21 protein-coding genes are annotated in these 22,727 nt (G+C 43.7%); 10 read left to right on the top strand and 11 right to left on the bottom strand.

Features of this window, described 5'->3' with window-relative positions; translation table 11 throughout:
- Positions 1–15: 15 nt before the first annotated feature.
- The 4 genes from FLAVO9R_RS17935 to FLAVO9R_RS17920 all read right to left on the bottom strand — a co-directional run bounded on the left by FLAVO9R_RS17935 (position 16) and on the right by FLAVO9R_RS17920 (position 4,508).
- Complete coding sequence (locus tag FLAVO9R_RS17935; protein ID WP_159533533.1) at positions 16–1,344, bottom strand: response regulator; 1,329 nt, start codon at positions 1,342–1,344, stop codon at positions 16–18.
- A complete protein-coding gene (locus tag FLAVO9R_RS17930; protein WP_159533531.1) occupies positions 1,341–3,041 on the bottom strand; it encodes a HAMP domain-containing sensor histidine kinase in 1,701 nt (566 codons plus the stop codon). Before FLAVO9R_RS17930 ends, FLAVO9R_RS17935 begins: the two co-directional genes overlap by 4 nt.
- The gene (locus FLAVO9R_RS17925; RefSeq protein WP_232370698.1) at positions 3,038–3,877 is read right to left on the bottom strand and encodes a phosphate/phosphite/phosphonate ABC transporter substrate-binding protein; all 840 of its coding nucleotides are present in this window, start codon (positions 3,875–3,877) and stop codon (positions 3,038–3,040) included. The genes FLAVO9R_RS17930 and FLAVO9R_RS17925 overlap by 4 nt, the downstream gene beginning before the upstream one ends.
- A 70-nt stretch (positions 3,878–3,947) precedes the next feature.
- Positions 3,948–4,508 (bottom strand): response regulator, encoded by a 561-nt coding sequence (locus FLAVO9R_RS17920; RefSeq protein WP_159533529.1) that lies wholly within the window; start codon positions 4,506–4,508, stop codon positions 3,948–3,950.
- A 318-nt stretch (positions 4,509–4,826) separates the two neighbouring features.
- Between FLAVO9R_RS17920 and prlC the strand changes: the two genes are divergently transcribed.
- From prlC to FLAVO9R_RS17885, 7 genes are all read left to right on the top strand, one after another.
- Positions 4,827–6,863, top strand: coding sequence for an oligopeptidase A (gene prlC, locus FLAVO9R_RS17915; RefSeq protein WP_159533527.1), 2,037 nt, complete (start codon positions 4,827–4,829; stop codon positions 6,861–6,863).
- A gap of 20 nt (positions 6,864–6,883) precedes the next feature.
- Entirely contained in the window at positions 6,884–7,576 is a 693-nt protein-coding gene (locus tag FLAVO9R_RS17910; RefSeq protein ID WP_159533525.1) for a DNA-3-methyladenine glycosylase I, read from the top strand.
- Positions 7,577–7,650: 74 nt separating this feature from the next.
- Positions 7,651–8,436 (top strand): bifunctional demethylmenaquinone methyltransferase/2-methoxy-6-polyprenyl-1,4-benzoquinol methylase UbiE, encoded by a 786-nt coding sequence (gene ubiE, locus FLAVO9R_RS17905; RefSeq protein ID WP_013786255.1) that lies wholly within the window; start codon positions 7,651–7,653, stop codon positions 8,434–8,436.
- Positions 8,436–9,071, top strand: a complete 636-nt coding sequence (locus FLAVO9R_RS17900) for a ubiquinone biosynthesis accessory factor UbiJ (protein ID WP_159533523.1) — start codon at positions 8,436–8,438, stop codon at positions 9,069–9,071. The genes ubiE and FLAVO9R_RS17900 overlap by 1 nt, the downstream gene beginning before the upstream one ends.
- A gap of 9 nt (positions 9,072–9,080) precedes the next feature.
- Positions 9,081–10,709, top strand: a complete 1,629-nt coding sequence (ubiB, locus tag FLAVO9R_RS17895; RefSeq protein ID WP_159533521.1) for a ubiquinone biosynthesis regulatory protein kinase UbiB — start codon at positions 9,081–9,083, stop codon at positions 10,707–10,709.
- A 281-nt stretch (positions 10,710–10,990) separates the two neighbouring features.
- The gene (gene cspE, locus FLAVO9R_RS17890) at positions 10,991–11,200 is read left to right on the top strand and encodes a transcription antiterminator/RNA stability regulator CspE (protein ID WP_013786252.1); all 210 of its coding nucleotides are present in this window, start codon (positions 10,991–10,993) and stop codon (positions 11,198–11,200) included.
- 136 nt (positions 11,201–11,336) lie between these two features.
- The gene (locus FLAVO9R_RS17885; protein ID WP_159533519.1) at positions 11,337–12,104 is read left to right on the top strand and encodes a hypothetical protein; all 768 of its coding nucleotides are present in this window, start codon (positions 11,337–11,339) and stop codon (positions 12,102–12,104) included.
- 41 nt (positions 12,105–12,145) lie between these two features.
- On the opposite strand, the gene cysK is transcribed toward FLAVO9R_RS17885, so the two are convergent.
- The gene (gene cysK, locus FLAVO9R_RS17880; RefSeq protein ID WP_159533517.1) at positions 12,146–13,102 is read right to left on the bottom strand and encodes a cysteine synthase A; all 957 of its coding nucleotides are present in this window, start codon (positions 13,100–13,102) and stop codon (positions 12,146–12,148) included.
- Positions 13,103–13,222: 120 nt separating this feature from the next.
- On the opposite strand from cysK, the gene FLAVO9R_RS17875 reads away from it, so the two are divergent.
- Positions 13,223–13,696: an Lrp/AsnC family transcriptional regulator gene (locus FLAVO9R_RS17875; protein ID WP_159533515.1), complete on the top strand. Its 474-nt coding sequence runs from the start codon at positions 13,223–13,225 to the stop codon at positions 13,694–13,696.
- Positions 13,697–13,871: 175 nt separating this feature from the next.
- Positions 13,872–15,467: a methyl-accepting chemotaxis protein gene (locus FLAVO9R_RS17870; RefSeq protein WP_159533513.1), complete on the top strand. Its 1,596-nt coding sequence runs from the start codon at positions 13,872–13,874 to the stop codon at positions 15,465–15,467.
- A 33-nt stretch (positions 15,468–15,500) separates the two neighbouring features.
- On the opposite strand, the gene FLAVO9R_RS17865 is transcribed toward FLAVO9R_RS17870, so the two are convergent.
- The 4 genes from FLAVO9R_RS17865 to FLAVO9R_RS17850 all read right to left on the bottom strand — a co-directional run bounded on the left by FLAVO9R_RS17865 (position 15,501) and on the right by FLAVO9R_RS17850 (position 18,878).
- Positions 15,501–15,665 carry a hypothetical protein gene (locus tag FLAVO9R_RS17865; protein WP_167347530.1) on the bottom strand — a complete coding sequence of 55 codons (165 nt, stop codon included), beginning with the start codon at positions 15,663–15,665 and terminating at the stop codon, positions 15,501–15,503.
- 262 nt (positions 15,666–15,927) lie between these two features.
- Positions 15,928–16,938, bottom strand: coding sequence for a cytochrome d ubiquinol oxidase subunit II (locus FLAVO9R_RS17860; RefSeq protein ID WP_159533511.1), 1,011 nt, complete (start codon positions 16,936–16,938; stop codon positions 15,928–15,930).
- 9 nt (positions 16,939–16,947) lie between these two features.
- Positions 16,948–18,309 carry a cytochrome ubiquinol oxidase subunit I gene (locus tag FLAVO9R_RS17855; RefSeq protein WP_159533509.1) on the bottom strand — a complete coding sequence of 454 codons (1,362 nt, stop codon included), beginning with the start codon at positions 18,307–18,309 and terminating at the stop codon, positions 16,948–16,950.
- A gap of 11 nt (positions 18,310–18,320) precedes the next feature.
- Positions 18,321–18,878 (bottom strand): GbsR/MarR family transcriptional regulator, encoded by a 558-nt coding sequence (locus tag FLAVO9R_RS17850; protein ID WP_013786244.1) that lies wholly within the window; start codon positions 18,876–18,878, stop codon positions 18,321–18,323.
- A gap of 271 nt (positions 18,879–19,149) precedes the next feature.
- On the opposite strand from FLAVO9R_RS17850, the gene FLAVO9R_RS17845 reads away from it, so the two are divergent.
- Positions 19,150–20,184 (top strand): energy transducer TonB, encoded by a 1,035-nt coding sequence (locus tag FLAVO9R_RS17845; RefSeq protein ID WP_232370697.1) that lies wholly within the window; start codon positions 19,150–19,152, stop codon positions 20,182–20,184.
- 99 nt (positions 20,185–20,283) lie between these two features.
- Here the strand turns inward: FLAVO9R_RS17845 and FLAVO9R_RS17840 are convergent, their stop codons facing one another.
- Positions 20,284–21,267 carry a substrate-binding periplasmic protein gene (locus tag FLAVO9R_RS17840; RefSeq protein ID WP_220099987.1) on the bottom strand — a complete coding sequence of 328 codons (984 nt, stop codon included), beginning with the start codon at positions 21,265–21,267 and terminating at the stop codon, positions 20,284–20,286.
- A gap of 57 nt (positions 21,268–21,324) precedes the next feature.
- Positions 21,325–22,707 (bottom strand): M28 family metallopeptidase, encoded by a 1,383-nt coding sequence (locus FLAVO9R_RS17835; protein WP_159533503.1) that lies wholly within the window; start codon positions 22,705–22,707, stop codon positions 21,325–21,327.
- Between the last annotated feature and the right edge of the window lie 20 nt (positions 22,708–22,727).

Raw genomic sequence — 22,727 nt, 5'->3', positions numbered from 1 at the left:
CAGATACACTTAAGATCACGCGTCTTGAGGTGTAGCACCTTCTTCGCTTTCATTTAACGGCGTATCTGGCTCAATCAAAATGCTGAACTCTCGTCGACGTTCTTGTTCAAATTGAGTCAGCTTTTGAATAGTGGCGTCAGTGAAGATATGCCCTTCAGGCAGTATAAGAATATGGCTATCATTGTATAAATTCTTGGCTAACACCATGCCTGCTTTTAGCTGTGATGCTTTCATGGTGTTGTAAATGTATTTTGACGTGCTCACATTTTCATCTGCAAGTAAGAACGACAAAATTTCACCATCATACCGTGTGTTGGTATGCTTTTTCATTTCCGCTTTTGCATCTCGTGGTGTCATCTCTTCACCACTCATTCGGCCGGTGACTAAACGCCAGTAGTCTCTGGCTATTGAGACTATACGGGCACCTATGGGAATTTCTTTCGCCACCACATTACGTGGGCCAGCACCGTTATAATGCTCGAATTGAAATTCAATCATGTCTGATACAGGTTGTAACTCCATTGCGGGAGCAAGCATTAGTGCAGCTTTTTTGGTTTGATCCAAGTAGTTCTGTTGCTGCTGATACTTCAGCTTCGCAAACGGCGCTTGAAAATCATCTGTACTTAGCCCCAACAGGCCCAGCTCACAGATTAAACCCGCATAGCTAACGCGTTTAACTTCTTCAGGAGAAAGTTGAAGGTACTTCGCTAATTTAGCGGCAAGTTCGCTCACTTCAATGGCAAATTTTCCATCTATGTTCGGGTTTATACTGATAACGTTGAACAGTACTTGTTCCATTGCAAGATTATGTTTTTCAATCTTGTTCAGGGCAGCTTTAATTTGGCGAGTACGCTTATGTACCATTTGCTCAAGCGACGTATTAACTTCTTTTAATTTACGGTTTTGTAACCGTGTTAATTTTTGCAAACGGGCATTTTCATTTTTTAATTTTACCCGCTCTAACCCGTCTTCAATGGCAGATATAAGCTCTTTGTTGTCCCAAGGTTTTTGCAAGTAACGATGAATTTTTCCTTCGTTAACCGCTTTGATGGTAGATTCGATATCGGCATAACCGGTTAGCACCAACCGATAACTTTCAGGGTACAACTCTGCAACTTGTTGAAGTAATTCAGCACCAGACATCTGTGGCATTTTCATATCTGAAATGATCACGTGAACATCATTTTCTTTCATGATCTCCAATGCTTTTGCGCCACTGTCAGCCAGCAATAAATTGACTTTTAAAGAAAAAAGCGCGCGCTTAATGGCGCGAAGAATATTAGGTTCATCGTCGACAAATAAAACAGTGTACACGTCTGCGTTTTGGTCAGTGGTATCATTCATAGTGAATCGTCCTGAAAAGAATCTTCGGCGTTGTCGTCTAACGGGTTATGTATTGGTAGGCATAGTGTGAAACAGCTTCCTTCCCCATCTTTACTTGAAGCATGAAGGGTGCCGCCGTGCTCTTGAGCAATGCCGAAAGAAATAGAAAGCCCAAGCCCGGTACCTTGCCCTTCTGGTTTGGTAGTGAAAAACGGGTTAAACAATTTATCTAAGTGACTCGATTGAATACCGCAGCCAGTGTCTTGAATGCTAAGCTCAATGTAGCCATCTACTTCTCGCGTCGTAATCGTAATCGCACCCTGCACACCAGTGCTTTCGATAGCTTGCCCAGCGTTTATAAGAAGGTTGGTCACCACTTGGGAAATTTTACCCATGTTCATCATGGTATGGGGAATCGACCCTAAATGGGTTTCTACGCTACATATGTATTTCAGCTGGTTGTTCACCATCGCTAGGGTGGTTCGAACGCAATCATTTAGGTTGTAAGATTGCATTTCATCACTGTCTACGCGAGAGAACAGTTTTAGCCCTTTAACTATTTCGGCCACCCGAATCAAACCATCTTTCGAATCGGTGATGAGTTCAGAGATATCGCTGTTGATAAACTCCATGTCTTGCTGCTGTATAATGTTGCGCAGCTGTTTAATCGCTTCATCCTGATGGATAGCGGTATCTTTTGAGAGCACATCATTAAGCTGTTGGAATATCATTTGATAGGTGGATACATATTCGCTGAGGGTATGCATATTACTATTTACAAACCCGATTGGGTTATTGATTTCGTGCGCTACACCCGCAGCCAACTGGCCAACCGATGCCATTTTCTCTGCTTGTAACAATTGAACCTGTGCTTCTTTTAAGTCTTTATTTGCCTCTTCAAGTTGGAAGTTTTTCTGGTTTAACAACGAGGTACGTTGTTTAACTTTTACCTCCAATAAGCTATTGAGTTCTTTAAGTTCACCTTCAACGCGCTCGCGATGCGTATTTTCTTCTTTTAAAAGCTCAACCAATTGATTAAAGGCTTCAGCAAGCTCACTGAGTTCATCTTTGCCGCGCACTTTTACAGAGATATTCTGGTAATTTTTATCTTTAACTGCCGCCCCTAAATGCCTAGTACCTGCACGTAGCAGCTTTAACTGCGACATTAAGTACGAGCCAAGCAAATATGAGCACAATGCAATGAGGCCTAGTTCTATGGCGGCAAGTGTTAATGTCCAAGTACGTACCCGTTTTACCGACTGATTAATAGAATCAACATCAAGGCCTATTTCTACTCTGCCAAATAAGGTTTCGCCAACTTTAATATCAGCTGCGGTATCGTAAATACCATCCACTGCACTCATTACATCGCTGTCTTGCTGAAAGGGGTGACTGAGAGCTTCAGGCTCACCTTTTTCGACATATACATTGTTGTTGTTATCGAGAACCCGAACATAACTGATATTTGGGTTTGAAAGCATTTCAGTTGCATCTGCCTCTAGCGAAGCGAGGTCGTAGCTTAAAAAAGCATTTTTCGCTGTGGACACAAATAGGTTTGTAGTGGTTTGGGCTGACGTATCAACACTGGTGTCGACTAAGTCATTTAGCAGTTTAAATACGGTTGTGATAAGAATTAAAAACAAAATGGCAGCAATAAGCGCCACCCCAACAATGGTTTTTGTTCGTAGCGATAGCGTAAGCAACGCATCCCTTTTCACAATTGTGGCCTAGCCAATGAGGTGATGCCAAGTGCCCGTACGTCGTCCCAATCTTCATCTGCTGACGACATAAATCCTTTAAAGCCAATATTTTTCAATAGCTGATGATTGTCTTTGTCCTTCGACAGGGTAAGCAATGCATTTAATAGTGCGTCTCTTTGCGCCTCGGTAACCCGAGGGTGGGTGGCTACAGCATGAGGGGTGTACCCATCACTTTCCCATAAAATACGAAGGGCATTTTGAGTACTGTCATCAGTGTTATTGAAGGTTCTTATTATGCCGCCGCCGGCGTCAAAAAAGCCTCGTTGCACATTGAGGTACACCGAGTCATGAGAATGCACATAGCGCGGTGTAAAGAGAATATCTTGTTGTCTCAAATATGCACTAGGGATAATGGTGGCAGCGAATGCAGCAGGAGAGGGAAAGGCTATGTCCTTACTGTCCAGATCATCAAGTGACATAATATCGCTGTTCGCATTCACAACAATAATGCCTTTAATTCGCTTATCTTTTTGACGAGCCAACGCGCGATAGCCAACCGTGTCATGAAATACCACAAAGTGGTATGGGTTCATGTAAGCAACGTCATATTCACCCTCAGCCAGTCTTTGTTCGAAGGTAGGAATATCTTTGGCTGTTTTAAACACCACATTAATGTCTGAGTGCGCAGAGATATAGTTAATAAGTGGCTGCCACGTTTCAGCGAGCTTCTTCGCAGACTGTTGAGGCACTATGCCAAGCGTTAACGTATTGCATGCACCATGAGCAGCGAACAATGCGAGCGCTAAAAAAACAAACATATGTCGTGCAGCTTGAAAAACTGATTTTTCCACCATGATTCACCTCAAACCGACCCAGTTAAAAAGACCATATTAAAAACATTGGCCACAGCTACTTACTATGAACTTACTCAAACATAAACTTTTCGATAGTTTCAATAAGTTCGCCATTCGCGAATGGTTTGGAAAGCGCTGCATTTGCGCCAAGGTCTATTGCCCGCTCAAGACTAATGTCGTCAAGAGCAGAAATGACAAGAATTTTTAAGTTTTTGTATTTAGGTTGCTCTCGAACAAACTGGATAACGCTGTAGCCATCCATGCCAGGCATACTCAAATCGAGAGTCATCAACTTTGAATTATACTGGCTCAACATAATGCCAGCTTGAAAACCACCCGTAGCAATATGGCTTTCGAATCCCCCCCGGCGTGCCACGCGTTGAATCGACTTTGCCACCGGCATTTCATCATCGACAATGAGAATGGAAGGTGAAATCTCACTTTGGAGGTCATCAGGAATAGGAATGTTATGATGTTCAAGAAAGGAAACGAAGTCTGATACTAGCACGCGATTATTGCCACGACCTGGCAGCTTAAACCCTTTAAGTTTTCCGCTTTCTATCCAGCGGATCACAGTTCGAAGGTTTACATCACAATAAGTTGCGATTTCGCCCGATGTTAATGTCTTCATTGTTCAATTCCTATTGCCAACTTGTAACGTTATAGCACTGAATAGGATTGTTCACAATTTAGACAAAAGTAGTGAATGTGACATTTGTGACACTCTTTTTTCTCGTTTTTAGTCGCCAAATTAATGAGTTACATGATTCACACCACGCGGTTAAAAAGAAAGAATTAGTCAAAATTTGATCTGCACGCTTACCGTTTACAGTAATCCTAGTATAGAACCTAGAAAAATCACTGTTGTGTTGAACAATTACAGCGCTTGTTTTTATTGCAATCAACCCCAACATAACTTGCTATACGAACTGAAAAGAGTAGACGGATTATGACGACCCCAGCAATTGAATTGGTAGATGGTTTGCCTTTGTTTTCATCCATTAAGCCCGCACAGATAAAGCCCGCCATCGAAAAAGCGATAGCTAAATGCAAGCTTGAAATTGATGAGGTGGTTGCATCTAAAGATTACTCTTATGCGAACTTAGTACTGCGCTTAGAAGAGGTAGACGACAATTTAAGTAAGATGTGGTCACCGGTTTCTCACATGAATTCAGTGGTGAGTAGCGACGAACTGAGAGAAGCGCATGATGCTTGCTTACCTTTGCTTTCAGAATATGGCACTTGGGTAGGTCAGCACGAAGGCCTATATAACGCTTATGTGGCGATTAAAGCGTCAGACGAATATGCCAACCTTGATGAGCAGCGTCAAAAAGTTATTGATAATGCTATTCGCGATTTCACTTTAAGTGGGGTGGCACTGCCTAGCGGGAAAAAGAAACGCTATGCAGACATTCAAGCGAAGCTAAGCGAGTTATCATCCACATTTTCAAACAATGTGATGGACGCGACTATGGGGTGGAGCAAACATGTCACTGACGAAGCCATCCTCTCTGGTATGCCAGAATCAGCCCGCGATGCAGCTGCACAAGCGGCACATCAAAAAGACTTACAAGGCTGGCTATTTACATTAGATATTCCTTCTTACTTACCTGTTATGCTGTATGCAGACAATGCAGCGTTACGAGAAGAAATGTATCGCGCTTATGCCACGAAGGCGTCAGATCAAGGCCCCAATGCGGGTAAGTGGGACAACACCGGCATTATTCAACAAACACTGGCTCTTCGCAGTGAAATTGCACAATTACTCGGTTTTAGCAGTTATTCTGAACGTTCTCTTGCCACCAAAATGGCTGAGTCGACTGGTCAAGTTACCGGCTTTTTACGTGATTTAGCTGCTAAATCGAAGCCACAGGCTGAAAAAGAGTTAGAAGAAGTGCGTGCCTATGCGAAAGATACCCACGGGGTAACAGAGCTTAACGCGTGGGACTTACCTTTCTACAGCGAGAAGCTGAAACAGGAAAAGTACACCATTTCAGATGAAATGCTGCGTCCGTATTTCCCTGAAGACAAAGTATTGTCGGGTTTGTTCGAAGTGGTGCATAGATTGTATGGCCTTAAAATCATTGAACAGCCAGGTATTGATACATGGCATAAAGATGTACGCTACTTCACTATTACCGATAGTGCAGATGCCCTGCGTGGTAGCTTTTACCTAGACTTATACGCTCGCGCTAAAAAGCGAGGTGGTGCGTGGATGGACGAGTGCCGTGTTCGCCGCGAAAAGTTAGACGGCGAATTACAGTTACCTGTGGCGTATCTCACTTGTAACTTTAACGCACCAGTAGGGGATAAGCCTGCCTTATTCACGCACGATGAAGTGGTTACTCTTTTCCATGAATTCGGACACGGCATACACCACATGCTAACTAAAATGTCGGTGGCTGGTGTATCTGGAATTAACGGTGTGCCGTGGGATGCCGTAGAGCTACCAAGTCAGTTTTTAGAAAACTGGTGCTGGGAAGAAGACGCACTCAACTTTATCTCGGGTCACTTCGAGACGGGGGCCCCCTTACCCGCTGATTTACTTGACAGAATGTTAGCGGCCAGAGATTACCAAGCCGCTATGCAAATGGTGCGTCAGCTGGAATTCAGTTTGTTTGATTTCTTATTGCATAGCGAGTCTGGCGACAAGGTTGATGTTCAAGCCATTCTTAATAGCGTGCGCGATGAAGTTGCCGTTAATACACCTCCAGCATTTAACCGTTTTCAGCATAGCTTTGGGCACATTTTTGCTGGTGGTTATGCAGCAGGGTATTACAGCTACAAATGGGCAGAAGTGTTATCTGCCGATGCTTACAGTAAATTTGAAGAAGATGGTATTTTTAACCGAGATACGGGTAAAGCATTTTTGGAAAATATACTTGAAATGGGCGGAAGCCGTGCGCCTATGGACTTATTCGTTGCCTTCAGAGGCAGGGAGCCAAACGTAGATGCCTTACTTCGCCATAGCGGCATTCGTGGCTAATTAGTATTAGGGTAATAATCATGGGAATAGAATCTTTCTCCACCATTTACCAGCGGGCATGCAAGCGAAAAGGTGGTGAAAAGGCGCTTGAAAGCATGCTTTCAGCGCCGCTTTCCTCTGAGCACGTTGCCAAAATACCGGACGATCGTTTTTTAGCAGCCATGACGAAGCAAGTGTTTCAGTCAGGCTTTGTTTGGCGCGTAATCGAGAAAAAGTGGCCTGAGTTTGAAACCGTGTTCTTTGGTTTTGATATCGAAAAAGTGCTGCTGATGCCTGATGAGATGTTAGAGCAAAAAGCATCTGATAAGCGCATTGTGCGTAATTACAAAAAAGTAATGACCGTTCGCGACAACGCCATGTTCATTAAAGATATTAGCCGTGAACACGGCGGCTTCGGTCAGTTTGTGGCTAAATTCGACGCCAGTAATATTACCGATTTATGGACCACGTTAAAGAAACGTGGGTCGAGACTTGGTGGGAACACGGGGCCCTACATGCTGCGTGCGTTAGGCGTAGATACCTTCTTGTTCTCACGCGATGTTGAAGACTACTTAAGAAAGCACGATATCATTGATGGTGGCCTCACTAGCAAGAAAAGCTTAACCGCTGCGAATGCGGCTTTTGCACAGTGGTATCAAGAAAGTGGCCGCACGTTACAAGAAGTAAGCGTTATTATTGCGTTCAGTTGGGGCACAAACCAGTATTTAGCATAAGGTAAATACTGTTGCTGGGCGCTACAATCCGATACACTTCAGCCTTTACTATGAATCACTATTGCAGGAATGCCATGAGCGACAACCATAACAACACATCGCCCACCGAGGCATCGGATGCACCTACTACTCATTTCGGCTTTAAGCAGGTTGAGAAAAACCAAAAAGCGTCGTTAGTAGCCAATGTATTCGATTCTGTTGCCGCTAAATACGATGTCATGAACGATTTAATGTCGATGGGTGTGCACCGTTTATGGAAGCGCTTTGCCATCGATTGTTCAGGTGTGCGTGCAGGGCAAAAAGTGCTTGATATCGCTGGTGGTACTGGCGATTTAACCGCAAAATTTTCTCGTCTTGTTGGCCCTACGGGCAACGTAACGTTGGCCGACATTAACTTATCGATGCTAAAAGTTGGCCGCGATAAACTAAGAGATCGCGGACTAGTTAGCAATATCGATTACGTTCAAGCAGACGCTGAGGCGTTACCTTTCCCTGACAACCACTTCGACGTGGTTACCATGGCTTTTGGTCTAAGAAACGTGACCGAAAAGCAAAATGCACTTAATTCAATTTACCGAGTGTTAAAGCCGGGTGGTCGGCTCTTGGTATTGGAATTTTCTAAGCCAACGTCAGAGCAATTAAGCAAACTTTACGACACGTATTCGTTCCATATATTGCCTAAAATGGGGCAGTTAGTGGCCAACGATGCCGAGAGTTATCAATACTTGGCAGAAAGTATTCGTATGCATCCTGATCAAGAGACCTTGAAAGGTATGTTCGAAACCGCTGGATTTGACCAGTGTGATTACCAGAACTTAACTGGTGGAATTGTAGCACTGCACCGAGGCTATAAGTTTTAATGCCAACGTCAGCATTGGTAAGTGCCGTTATTGAAACGGCAGCGAATAAAATTTTAGCGTTAGATCCAGACAGCGTTGCCAGAATGGCCTCGCTGAAAGGCGCGCGACTTATTGCTTATGTAGACCCCTTACCTTTTGCTGTAGTGCTTGTATTTTCTGAGCAGGTAGATGTACTGGCCTTACATGAGCCGTTTCAAGACACAGTCGCTACGCTAAATCATAAAGACTGCTGTATTAAAACATCCTTAGATACCCTGCCTGAACTTAAGCACATCAATCAGCTAACCCGACTTATTCAGCAAAACAAATTGCAGGTTGAGGGTGAACTTGCTGTGGCTCAGCAGGTTAGCGGCTTATTTCAGCAGCTAGATATTGATGTAGAAGAGCTGCTGGCTGCTAAAACCAACGATGTGGTAGCCCATCAAGCGATGAGCTGGTTTAGCGCTGTTAAGCGCAAAGCGACGGGTGCCCTGTCAGAGTTTAATAAAGTCGCTAGCAATGCCTTGATAGAAGAAAAGCAAATAGCAGCGCCCAAATTAGCGGTATTACATTTTAGTGATGAAGTGAACGCACTACGTGACGATGTAGCGCGATTAGACGCCCGCTTACTTCAGCTAGAACAAAAATCAATTTAAGAGACAAGCATGCGCATTGTTAGGTTGTATAAGATTAATAAGGTGTTGTTAGAGCATGGGCTAGACGACCTTATCCCTGCGAAATGGCTACCATGGTACGCACGCCTTATGCGTCACAGCATCTTTTGGATCCGCAATAAACACAAAGATAAGACTGCCGGTGAGCGCATTACGCTTGCACTACAAAGCCTTGGCCCGGTTTTTATCAAGTTTGGCCAAATGCTCTCGACACGCAGAGATTTGCTCCACCCTGCCATTGCTAATGAACTTGCTCGTCTGCAAGACAAAGTGCCTCCGTTTTCGTCAGAAGCGGCACAACAGATTATTAAAACCTCCCTTGGTCTAACCCATTTATCTGAGTTATTTAGTGAGTTTGATGAAGCGCCGTTAGCTTCAGCCTCTATTGCGCAAGTGCATGCTGCAAAATTAAAAGCGAATAATGAAGATGTGGTGGTTAAGGTTTTACGCCCAGATATACGTGAAACGATTGTGGCAGACATGGAGCTGCTTTTTAGTTTAGCGTCAGTTCTGCAAAAATGGCTGCCAGATGGCAAACGTCTTCGCCCCGTTGAAGTGGTGGTGGAATATCGCAAAACCATAGTAGATGAATTAGATCTTCTTCGTGAATCGGCAAGTGGTATTCAATTAGGGCGCAATTTTGAGGGCTCAGATTCACTATATATACCTAAAATATACAGCGATTATTGTCACAGCAATGTCATGGTGATGGAGCGCATATACGGGCTACCTATTTCCAATATAGATGCCTTGCTGGCACAAAACACCAATATGAAAAAGCTAGCAGAGCGAGGCGTAGAGGTCTTCTTTACCCAAGTATTCCGCGACAGCTTCTTTCATGCTGATATGCACCCCGGTAATATTTTTGTTTCTACCGAGCATCCAGAAAACCCCAAATACATTGCAATCGATTTTGGCATTGTGGGCACGTTAAACCGTGAAGATAAACGTTATTTGGCTGAAAATTTTATTGCGTTTTTTAACCGAGATTATCGCAAGGTAGCGCAACTTCACGCCGACTCTGGTTGGGTGCCAAACGACACCAATATTGATGAGTTCGAAATGGCGATACGCACGGTATGCGAGCCCATCTTTCAAAAGCCCCTTGCTGAAATATCGTTCGGTAATGTGCTACTACAGTTATTTAATACTGCCCGCCGGTTTAATATGGTGGTGCAACCTCAGCTAGTTCTGCTGCAAAAAACGCTGCTTTATGTTGAAGGATTGGGGCGTCAGCTTTATCCGCAATTAGATTTATGGAAAACCGCAAAACCCTTTTTAGAAAATTGGATGCGCGAGCAAATTGGCGTAAAAGCCATGCTGGGTAAGGTAAAAGCAAACCTGCCGTTTTGGTCTGAAAAGCTACCTGAAATGCCGGATTTACTTTACGACAGCTTACAGCAAGTTAAGCGGCTTCCTTTGCAACAACAACGAGCTCAACTCGCTCTATTAGAACAGCAGAAAAGAAGCGCGCAATCCATTCAATGGGGCGTAGCGGGCGCTACCCTTATCTTGTTGTCGGCTATCTTACCCATGTATGAATTGAACTGGTGCTTCCCTGCACTTTCTGCCTGTGCAGGATCCCTCTGTTGGGTATTGGCGTGGCGTAAGAACCGTTAGCGACTGTTACGCTGGGGTGAAATTTTTATGAAATGCATTTTTTAGTGAATAAATTGTATATTAATCAGTTCGAAGAGTGTTATAGTTGCTTTGGCTTTAAGCCAAAAGTCTTTAAATAGACGAGATATGAAATTATTTGCTATATGTAAAACCGCTCAAGTTACCTTGTGATTTGTAGTAAGTTGTTGCCCATTCGTAAGTAAGACCAACTCCGCCTATTAAAGACACTCGCTATACGCGCTTATTGCGCAATTTAATATGATATTTGAGGTCTATACGACATGTCTAAAGTTACAGGCACCGTTAAGTGGTTTAACGCTGATAAAGGTTATGGTTTTCTAACTCAAGATAACGGCGGTAAGGACGTATTCGTTCATTTCCGTGCTATCGTTTCTGACGGTTACAAAACTCTTCCAGAAGGTCAGCGCGTGGAATTTGAAGTAGAAGAAGGTCAAAAAGGTCTTCAAGCTGCTAACGTGCACGCCATCTAAGAAATTCAAAAACGGCGGTCTGAAAAGACCGCCGTTTTTCTTTCTTTTATAAACACTACATTCGTTAATATAGTTGGTTTTCCCGCTATTAAGTGCTTTACTGTTGCAGTAATAGACTTAATGAAAGGATTTGCTAATGTTAAGGATGAATAGTGTTTTTTTCGCTTTTATTCTACTTACCGCGTTTATATCTTCTTCGTCATTCGCGCAATCATCCAGTAATATACAAAATACTTCCCAAGGCACCCAAGCTGCCAGCAGCGCCAGTAGTAAACAAACTAATAGCAAACAAAATAGTGCTATTGCCAGGCTATTCGGTGAACCGATTACCCTAGCTGACATTACTCCCGACCAAGACACTATTTCGAAGATTCGAAAGCAAGCGCCAGATAACGTCACACAGCTTGTTACTCAGATGCGAGCTATTAACCTAGCGAATCAGATTATAGAAGCCGTGCTTAGCGACTACGCTAGCACACACAATATCAAGGTAGACTCAGCCTTGGTTGATATTTTTAAGCAAAAATTTGGGGCAGAATATGAGAAGAACAACCAGAAAGTAGCTGCTAAGAAAGATGCTCAACAAAACGATAATGGGTTAGAGGAAAGTGCTAGCGCTGAAGACATTACCAGTATTGATGAGATTGCATCAACGCAAGTAGAGCGCTGGCAAATAGAAAAACACTTGTATAACACCTATGGCGGGGTAGTGATTTTCGAGCAGTCTAACCCTTCAATGCCAGTAGAAGCATACTTAACACTAATGAAAGAATATGAGAGCAAAGGCAAATTCCAGGTGGTAGATGAAGCCTTGGCCGAGCGCTTTTGGGAGGCCTTCAAGCCGCCATATGAATTTGTGATCGCGGCGGAAGATGTCGACTTTAGTCAGCCATGGTGGCGTTAACGTTTAAGTGGCATTACCTCTGGCAACACCGCTATTCGCTGTTAGTCGGCGAATAGTGGCGTAGAAAAGTAACGTTCAGCGCCGTCGGCAAGAATGACCACAATGTTTTTACCCTTACTACTAGGTTGTTGGGCTAATTGAGTGGCAGCAAACAGAGCGGCTCCCGAAGAAATGCCTACTGCTAAGCCTTCTATCCTGGCGATCTGCTGGGCGTAGGCTATGGCCTCGTTGTCTTCTACCGTAATTACCTGATTAATTTGGCTTACATCAAGTACATCAGGAACATGGCCTGAACTTAGCCCCTGAATATTGTGCACCCCACCATGACCTTTGCTTAACACCGGACAACTTGCTGGTTCTACAGCCACTACTTCCAAATGAGGAATATGAGCTCGCATGCTTGTGGCTAAGCCAGTTAGCGTACCACCAGTACCCACACCCGCAACCACAATATCAATATTCCCATTAGTATCGCGCAGCAGTTCCTGAGCGGTAGATTGGGCGTGGGCGTTAGGGTTAGCTTGGTTTGAAAATTGGGACAGACCCACAGCATTCGGGTTTTGATCGATAAGTGCAGCAGCTTGCTCTATAGCCCCTTTCGTTCCGAGGTGCTTTGGCGTAGTGATTATATCGGCGCCATAGTGGCGAATCAGTTTCTGGCGCTCGATAGACATGTGTTCTGGGATGCATACCGTCAGCTTAATACCGTTGATAGCGCAAAGCCAAGCACAGGCCACACCGTTGTTTCCTGACGACGCCTCTATTATTTCAGTTTTCTCATTAAAGTCAGAACTCTCCATTAGCGCGTTAAGCATGGCCATTGCCGGCCTGTCTTTTATCGAGCCAGCGGGATTGAAAAATTCCACCTTGGCTAAAAGCGTTGCACACACGTTATGGCGTGCAGCAAATTTACTCAAGCGTATTAATGGTGTGTTTCCAATGGTTTGCGTTACATCGTCAACCACACCAGGCATGGCATTTCTCGCGTAATCAAGCATTTCAAAAATCTCTACAAGTCAGTCTTACTTAATAGTGACAGCTAGAAAAAGAGAAATTTACTCATTCCTACCCTTTTGATAAGCTGAATGTAGTAAATAATTCTAACTTAGTTGTTAAATATGAAAAATATTACTCTTGATGGTGTCGATAGAGCTATATTGTTGTTGCTTCAGCAAGATGCCGATGTACCAGTCGCTGACATAGCAGAGAAAGTTGGGCTAACGGCAACGCCTTGCTGGCGACGTATACAGCGTCTTGAAGCTCAAGGCGTTATCACTCGTCGTGTGGCGCTATTGCAGGCGCACAAATTAGGCTTGGCAATGACGGTATTTGTTCAAATTAAGGCCGCACGTCACGACGGAAAGTGGTTAACAGACTTCGCCAAGCATGCTTCGTCATTTGAAGAAGTGGTTGAATTTTATCGCATGTCTGGTGAATATGATTACCTGCTTAAAGTCCTGGTAACCGATATGGCAGCGTTCGATCATTTTTATAAAAGACTAGTTAATGGGATTGATCTCAACGATGTCACCTCTAGTTTTGCCATGGAACAGCTTAAATATACCACTGCACTTCCGCTTACCCATCTTTAATAATGTTCGAATAATGCTTCAATGGTTTTTGATTTACGAAAGTAAAAGAGCGGAGATCGGGTCTATGTTACTTATGCAGTACTAAAGACACTATTATCAGTTAGTTATTAATTTATGCTTTAAGGTGTTTTTAGTAGTGCTTTAAATTAACTTTTTCCCCGGAAGGCAGTATGTAATGTTGAACACTATAAAAGTACGAATTTTAACGGGCTACGCGGGAATATTACTCGCTACTCTAGTTGCTGCCGTGGTATTAACACTTAATAATAAGCAGGTGACGCATCAGGTCGACACCTTTGTGAGTGAAACCTTACCCGCGTTAAGTACATTGGATAATGTGCAAAGTAATAGCAAGCAACTCGTGTTAATTGGTTACTCACTTTATGGCACAACGTTATCGGGCAATGCCTTTAAAGAACAAAAACAAGTATTAGTGCAACACGTTGATGCTGGATTCAAAGCACTAGGCTATATGGCCGGTGATACCCTTAAATCCCAGTTTAATTCGCTGGTTTCTAGTATGGACTCACTTCATGCAACTATGTCTGCATCGCGGGTTGATTGGGATCGAGCCCGAGATGATTTGCAGTCACTAAATGAATTAGCCTCTGTTTTTGATAACGCATTAATTGAAGTAAGAAATCAGGTGGCAAGCAAAGCCGGTGAGCGTTCTCAGGCGATAGGAAGTCAGTTACAAACCAGTCAATTCACTATTTATTTTCTTGTACTCATTCTGGCTGTTGTTGCCATGGCAGGTTTCTATAGCGCAAAAAAACAAATTGCTCAGCCTATAGAAAGCATGGCTGAGAAGCTCGATAGTTTAGCAAAAAGCAGAAATTTAGTGGCGCGCCTGCCAGAACAAAGCACCCATGAGCTTTGTCGAATGACCAACAGTATTCAAGGCTTGGTATCGGTTTTTCAAGCGGGCATGAATGAAGTAAAGGGGGCGGTTTCTGGGATAGAGGGTGCAGTTAGTTCTTTATCTGCATCATCTGAACAGTCAAGTTCGTCTGTTGCGACTTTGCTCACCGATATTACCGGCCTTGTGAACATCATGGACTCATTAGAGGCTGATATGGTGGAGAGCCTTCAGCGTTCACAAACTGCAGCAAGTGCAGCCCAGGACAGCGCAAAACAGGTGGATGCAGGTCGTGTGCAAGTAAAAGAGACCGCCGACGCTATTGCTGACTTAGCAAGCGATATTGAGCAAACGGCGAGTATGCTAGAAACCCTTCAAGTCGAAGGGAACAACGTTTCAAGTGTAGTAAAGACCATTGCAGACATTGCCGATCAGACAAACCTACTGGCATTAAATGCCGCTATAGAAGCTGCAAGGGCTGGAGACTCTGGAAGAGGTTTCGCGGTAGTCGCTGATGAAGTGAGGACCTTAGCTGTAAGAACTCACCAATCTACGGTCGAGATAAACACCATGCTTGAAAAAATTGTGGTTTCAATTACCTCTGCGGTATCCACCATGAGCTCAAACCAAAATAAGGCAAATGACTCAGTGAGGTTAGCGAATGATTTGGTATCAACCCTTGAAGCAGGAACGCAAAGCATTTTGGCGTTAGTAAGTGTTAGTGAAGAAGCGGCCGTCTTGGCGAAACATTCACAGTTGCAGGCCAATGAAGCGAAAAATGGTGTTAATCAATTCAAAAATTTGGGAGATAGACTGTCTCAGAACAACAGTCAGGTAAACGATGCGGCTGAAGATTTGTCTGCACTTGCAAATGGATTAAGTGCTAATGTGAACCAATTTAAAATAGGCTAATGCAAGGAGGGCCCTGTTAGGGGCCCTTCGTTACTAATGCTGTTGTTCTTCAGTTTGCTTGCTAGCAAAAATCTTGGATTTCTTTTGGATCTTACATCCTAAAATATTTTGAGCATTTTTCCGACCTATATAGTAAGCCACTGTATAGGGGTGAGCACGCCTGAAGAACCTTGAAAATGATTTAACTACATTGTTCATAATGGTCTCCTTTTAATTCTGCCCAAAATAAGCATACGTATATTTAATAATTATGTCAACACTGTCACAAAAGAAATTTATAACAAAATTTATTTTATTTTTAGTGTAATTATTCGTTTACATATGGGTGGGGTCTAAATTGGAAAGAAAGTGATCTAGTAATTTAGTTATGAAGTTAATGTGTTCTGGGTGAAAAAAAGGCTCCGTAACCAAGTGGTTAGGAGCCTATTATCTTTTTTAAGGGTGAACTGGTAGACAGGCGCTAATAGTAGCTAAGCTTTTCTGATTTACCTGAAAATATTTTGTATACCATTGCGGTGTAAGCCAGAATGCAAGGTACTACAATAACGACACCCACTAATAAGAAGCGAAGTGAGTTAGCGTCGCTGAGTGCATCTTGCACCGTAAGATGTCCTGGTATGACAAACGGGTAATAGCTTACCCCGAAGGCGGTGAAGCAAAGTACAAACACGGTTAATGCTATGGCAAAAGGCATCCATTCGCCTTTCCCGCCCGCATCAGGTAGCTTTTTCAATAACACGCCACATAAGCTAAGTAATAAAAAGCAGGCAACAGGAATAGCCATCAATACATAGCCAATAGTGGATGATAACCACAAGTCACGCACATCATCATGCAAGGTTAAGTTTGCTAGGCTTACCGCGACTATCCCTATAGAAAGCGCAAACAACCCTCTGCGCGCCCAATAATAGGCTTTGGCTTGTAAGTCGTTCTCTGCTTTTAATATTAACCAGCAAGAGCCAATAAAAGCATACGCAGCCGTTACGCCAATAGCAGACAATAAGGCAAACCCTTGTGCCCATATGTCGGTACGCAAGCCGGTTACATAGATGCCTAGCATATAACCTTGCGCCAGCGTGGTAAGTAGTGAACCGTACTTAAAGGTGAGGTCCCACTTACGTTTATGTACTTGAACGACCTTTGCCCTAAAATCGAAAGAGACGCCACGCAAAATGAGCCCCAGTAACATGATAGTGGCAGGGATATATAAGCTTTGAAGCACCTCACTGTGTGCCTCGGGAAAGGCAATCAGCAAAAGTCCAACGGCCAATACCAACCAAGTTTCATTGGCATCCCAGTAGGGGCCAATAGACGCAATCATATCGTCACGAAACGTTTCTTCTCGGGGCGGTATTAAAACACCTACCCCTAAATCGTAGCCATCTAAAATAGCGTAGAGCAATACTGCCAGCCCAAGCAGGCCAACGTAAATATTCCCTAATGTTTCTGCTGATACATTTTCGAATAACATAGCTGCTCCTTAAGTATTGGCCGGCGACATTTTGCTGGCTTTAGCCATTTCACGCTCTTCTGTAGAAATCTCTTCAATTTCAACGGCGCGCCGACACATCAACATGAGTGTACCCATATAAGCGAACAGCAAGATGGTATAAATCGTTGCGTACATGGTGAACGAGAAAGCGATATTAGAAGGAGGAAGCGTTGTTACCGCTTCTTGGGTGCGCAAAACACCACTGACGAGATAAGGCTGTCTACCTATTTCAGTCACATACCAACCCGCTAAGGTCGCTATCCAACCACTAAACGCCATGCCTGCGAATACACGCTTGAGCCAAAGTGGGAAAGATTTTCCTCTAAGTAAATAGCTACTACCAAGCCACGAAACCGCCAACATTAAAAAGCCCATGCCTACCATCACCCGAAACCCGAAGAACACAGGCGCTACCGGTGGATGTTCGCCTTCAAAGTCGTTCAGGCCTTGAATTTTGCCATCCATTTTATGGGTTAAAATTAAACTTGCACCGTTGGGCACTGGTATTTCAAAGTGATTTTCTCTGCTTTCTTCATCGGGAATAGCAAACAGCAGTAAGGGCGCGCCTTCAGTGGTATCCCATAAGCCTTCCATTGCGGCGACTTTTTGTGGCTGATGCTCAAGGGTATTTAATCCATGCATATCACCCGCAAAAATCTGTAAAGGAATAAGCACTGCTGCGGTATAAGTCGCGGTTTTAAGGGCAAGCTTTGGCGCTAGTTTGTCATCACCTTTCAGCATACGATATGCAGATAAACCGGCAATTAAGAAACTGGCTGTCAAACCCGAGGCTAGCATCATGTGTACAAAGCGATAGGGAAACGAAGGGTTAAAAATAATTTCGCTCCAGTCTACGGCATACACTACCCCGTCGATAATTTCATGCCCTTGAGGCGTTTGCATCCAGCTGTTAAGCGCCAAAATCCAAAAGGCTGACATGGTAGTGCCCACCGCCACAATCAATGTTGAAAGGGTGTGCAACCAATTGGGTACCCGACGAATACCAAATAACATAATACCAAGGAACGTGGCTTCTAAGAAAAACGCAGTAAGGACTTCGTAACCTAATAGTGGGCCCGCCACATTACCCACCCGCTCCATAAAGCCTGGCCAGTTGGTACCAAATTGGAAAGACATGGTCACGCCACTCACTACACCAAGAGCAAAACTTAGTGCGAATACGCGCACCCAGAAGCGGTACATACGCATCCATACAGGGTGACCGGTTACATTTGAGCGAAATTTGAAGTAAAAAAGAAACCATCCCATTGCCATGGTGATAGTTGGAAACAGAATATGAAAACTAATATTTAATGCAAATTGTAAACGAGACAGCAAAAACGCATCCACAGATAGTCTCCTTAGTTAACGGAATTTTTTCCCGGCAGAATTTTGTCTTTCAGTTCTAACATACGGCCTACGCCCGAGCCGAGTTTCATCAAGGTGTTAAGTTTATCTGGGCCTAGGTTCTGAAGCTCTTGTGACCACGCGGTCACCGACTCTAATAAGTCGTGAATTTCATTCAGCTTATCTTGCGCATTGGCTTCAGTTTTGTTGGCGGGGGTATCTAATAGCAAATCCCGCAATAAGCTCATGGTAGGGTCTATTTCACGTTTACGGCGTTCTTCGAATACGCGGTTAGCAAGTGTCCAAATGTCACCGCCGGCAATAAAAAACTCTTTGCGCTCACCGGGAACAAGGTGTTGCTTAACCAAACGCCATGATTGCAATTCTTTTAGCCCCATACTGGTATTGCCTCGGGATATATTTAGCGCGTCGGCAATTTCTTGTGCTGAGATGGGCTCATCAGCAAGTACAATCAGCGCCAAAATTTGGCCCACAGTACGGTTAAAGCCCCAACGACTGCCCATTTCGCCGAAATGCATAACCGCAGAAGTAATAAGTGGTGTCATTTTCATGTATATACCTGCTGAACTTTCAGAAATTACTGAAAGTTTATGCCGAAGTTTGATTGAGATCAACAAGTATCAGATGATAATTATGTTAGGAGGAACTCGAAGTCTAAATTGAAGGGGATAGTGAATCTTATGTGTGTTGATAAGTTGTCTCGTGACGTTTCGATTTATTGTTAAGTTTTAAAGATAGATGCTATAAACAATTTAGAATTAAACAGGAAACGCGATGTTGAGGTTTTTTTGCTTTTAACACGCTAAAAAATAGGGATAAATGGTGAAAATATTTTCTGCGTTATTATGCGTGTTATTGATAATGTTAAGTGCTACCTCTTTTGGCAATGGCAACAGCAAAGAAGTTAAAGCCGCCAAAATAATAAAAAATGCTAACAAAGTGGAAGAGGCCTTTACCTCGCGCGGAGGGATGGAAGGTTGGACAAGAGTTTCATTTATAATAGACAAAGACGGTACAACGAAAGACATCGTTGTTTTTGATTATTCAGGCAAAGACAGATACGTTAAAAAAGTCACTAAATACATAAGAAACCTTCAATATTCTCCTGCACTCGTTAACAATAAGCCAGTAGCAAGTGCTCAAACCCTGTTTGTTAAACACACATACTCAGAGGCTGGCCATAGCGAAGGTAGTGTGACGCCTGCTTTTGCAAAAGAATACCAAGCTACCATAGATGCGCTTTCTAGCCCTACCGCGGATATGCTTAGCATAAAAAAATCCATAGACGATTTGGTGGAAGACCATACTAAAAATTTAAACGAACATGCTTTGGCTGCGTGGTTAAAGTCTATCTATTATTATAAAAATGAAGAATTTTTAGAATATATGCGCCAATCCCACATTACAGTAGATTTATACGAACACTTGCCTATAGCAATATTGGCTAAGTCTACGGTGAATCTTTTTCAGTCACAGCTTTATTTCGGCAATTTTAATGGCGCCGCCGAAACCCTTTCGCGTATGGGGAGTGTTAATGGCCTTAATTTATCTGAAGAAACCTATCAACAATTTGCAGACGCACTTAACGCTGCTAAAGCGACTGAATCAGCAAACGTCACTAAAGGTCAGCTTAGTAGTTTGGGCGCGTGGTCTCAATTTTATGAATTCTCAACATTTAAAGTTGAAGTGTCTCAAGGGAATGTTGATTCAGTGGAACTTAGATGTAACGATTATCAACAAAAATACGTAGAAGGTTGGGAGAACAAAATAGAGTTTCCGGCGCATACTTCTGATTGCATTTTGTTAATCAGAGGGGATGCGGGCTCAACATTTGATATTCTCGAAATTACTAGTTGAAAACCAAGAAAGCGAGAGCGGTTTCGCAAAATCATTGACTACAAGGCCGCTCTTCTAGTTTGCTAGCAAAAGACGCTGCTAAAAAGCGCGGCTAAATAATTACCAGCGCCTAATCATGGTTTGATAAACATCAGGGTCGAGTAGACTTTCTCGCTCGGCTTTAACGCCATCAAGCATAGCCATCGCCTCAGCTTTAGTTTCAACGATAACACCATCAATAACGTAAACACTGCTATCACCAGGTAATGCTTTATCTAATGGGTAGGCGATAAGTGCACTTGCTGGCACAAGGCTAACGCTAGTTTCACCAATATAGTCGGCAATACCATCGTCGTTAATATCTTTGGTAAGCCAAGGCAGCCCTAGAATTTTATTGTAACTGCCATCTTGCTGCATGACGTCAATCGTTTGTTCAAACGCTTTAATAGTGGCCTTAGCGTTAGGCGTATTGTTGCCCAATGCTAAAGAAAAACCTGCGTTCATTAATGCTGCTGAAGACACATGTAAAAGCTCTTCACCGTCTTTATCAAGAAGTAAATTAAACTCTTCAATAAGCAAACGGGTGGTAATTAAGTACGGCGCTCTGTCATCGGCCAATTGCTTAAATGCGTCGTACGTACTGGGATTACGTGACCACTTCACTTCTTTTAGCATGCGGAACTTTGGCGTATTAGCAAAGCGGTTTTCTATCGCTACGCGACTGTCTTTTAAATGCGGTATCAGCTTAATCTCTTCCACATCGTATTTTTTGCCCGTGGCATACAAATAGATGGGTAAGTAGGGGGCTGAAAGGGTAATCGCGTCTTTTCTTTCGCCTAAGTCTATATAGGCGAACTCGCCATCCACCTTACCAGAACGTACTGCGCTACCTAAGAAGGCATCGCGCATAACCTGAAGTTCTAGGTCGGTTTGCATTCGCGAGAACGCCGCTTCAACGATAGACGTGAGTCTTGAAGGTTCGCCCTCATCGCTTACGTAAGTTTCAAATGGCGCTGCGGCAAGGGTGACACTGTTTGCCTTTAACGGCGCCACCACGGTGATAAAACTTAATAAAGCGATGACTCTCACCAACACGGGCGACATCTCCTAAACAACGTTATTATTATCTATCGGCGCTATTACCTATTAACAGTATAACCGTTACTGGCCAAAACTGCCTGCAGCGCCTGGGAATACAACTGGGCTTTCAATGCCATCGTTGTTAACACTGGCAACCCCGAAAAAGTAGTTATCAATCACTACGTTTTCTAACGTGGCTTCGTTCACCTTACCAACAAACTTACTAAATTCCCATTGCGGTGCATCGGTATGACGCCAGTAAACTTTATAGCCCGACAGTTGAGGGTTTTGCGCTGTATCTGCTATATCCCACATTAATGTGGTAGAAGGCTGAACGGCGCCTTTAATTTTTACGTTAGCTGGCGGGTTGGGCGCCCAAGCCATAGCCGCTAGCGATACTGCGTTTAAACCAGTTAGCTTGGCTGCGTAATCAAAATTCACACCGTCTAAGGTATCGCCATACTTGATACCATCTTCTTCTCGAAGGTCCTGATGCTGGCGAGTGTAGTTTTCATTGGTTTCCATAATACGAATACCGGGAAAACCTAAATCGTTGAAGGGGCGATGGTGCCCGCCACGACCAAAGCGATCTAATCGATAAATGACCATGGTATCTAGATTCTCAATGTATTGGTCGGCAATTTTATCAATGTATCTTGCTAAGTTTCTGCTTGGTGAATCGACTTCTCCACCTGTGAAGCGGCGGGTGCGAGCTTCATCTGTGGTTTCGGTTACGCGAGTGCCTTCAGCAAATATGCGCGCCGTGGTGTTGTTGATAACCCCATTAACGCCCTCTATATTGCCAATCATGTCGTTGTTCAATACGGCTTTTAACCGCCAGCCGTCTTTTTGCGCTTGGTTTGCCATAATACGCCCACCAAACAGGCCTTGTTCTTCACCTGCCAGCGCAGCATAAACAATACTGCCGTTGAATGTGTATTTTGATAATATTCGCGCAGCTTCCAGTGTGCCAGCTACGCCCGATGCATTATCGTTTGCGCCAGGTGAGTCTGATGTGAAATCCATCACATCAGATACGCGAGAATCTATATCACCAGACATCATCACGTAACGTTCTGGATCGGTACTGCCGCGTTGAATAGCAATAACGCTTACTACCTCGACAGGGTCGGGTATACGTTTTTCACCGCTAATGGTTTCAGACTGAAAATACACGTCTAAGCAACCACCACATTCGGCTGATATCTTTTCAAACTCAGCCTTAATCCAGCGCCTTGCGGCCCCTATGCCTCGGGTATCTGATTCGGTTTCCGATAAGGTATGTCGGGTTCCAAAATTCACAAGGGTGGTGATATCGCTTTCAATGCGCTTTGGGGAAATGTCTTCGGCTATTTTGTATAAGGCTTGTTGTTGTTCATTTTGCGCTTGCGCTGTAAAGGTCAAGGAAAGTGGTAATACTGCTAGCGCTGAAATTTTTACGAATGTCGGAATGCTTTTTATCATTGTTTTCTCCATCTCTTTTT

Origin of the sequence: Alteromonas sp. 38 (genome assembly GCF_902506055.1) — a bacterium.
Classification (GTDB): domain Bacteria; phylum Pseudomonadota; class Gammaproteobacteria; order Enterobacterales; family Alteromonadaceae; genus Alteromonas; species Alteromonas lipotrueae.
Note: the sequence above shows the minus strand (reverse complement) of the source record. Positions and strands in the feature narration are given on the sequence as shown.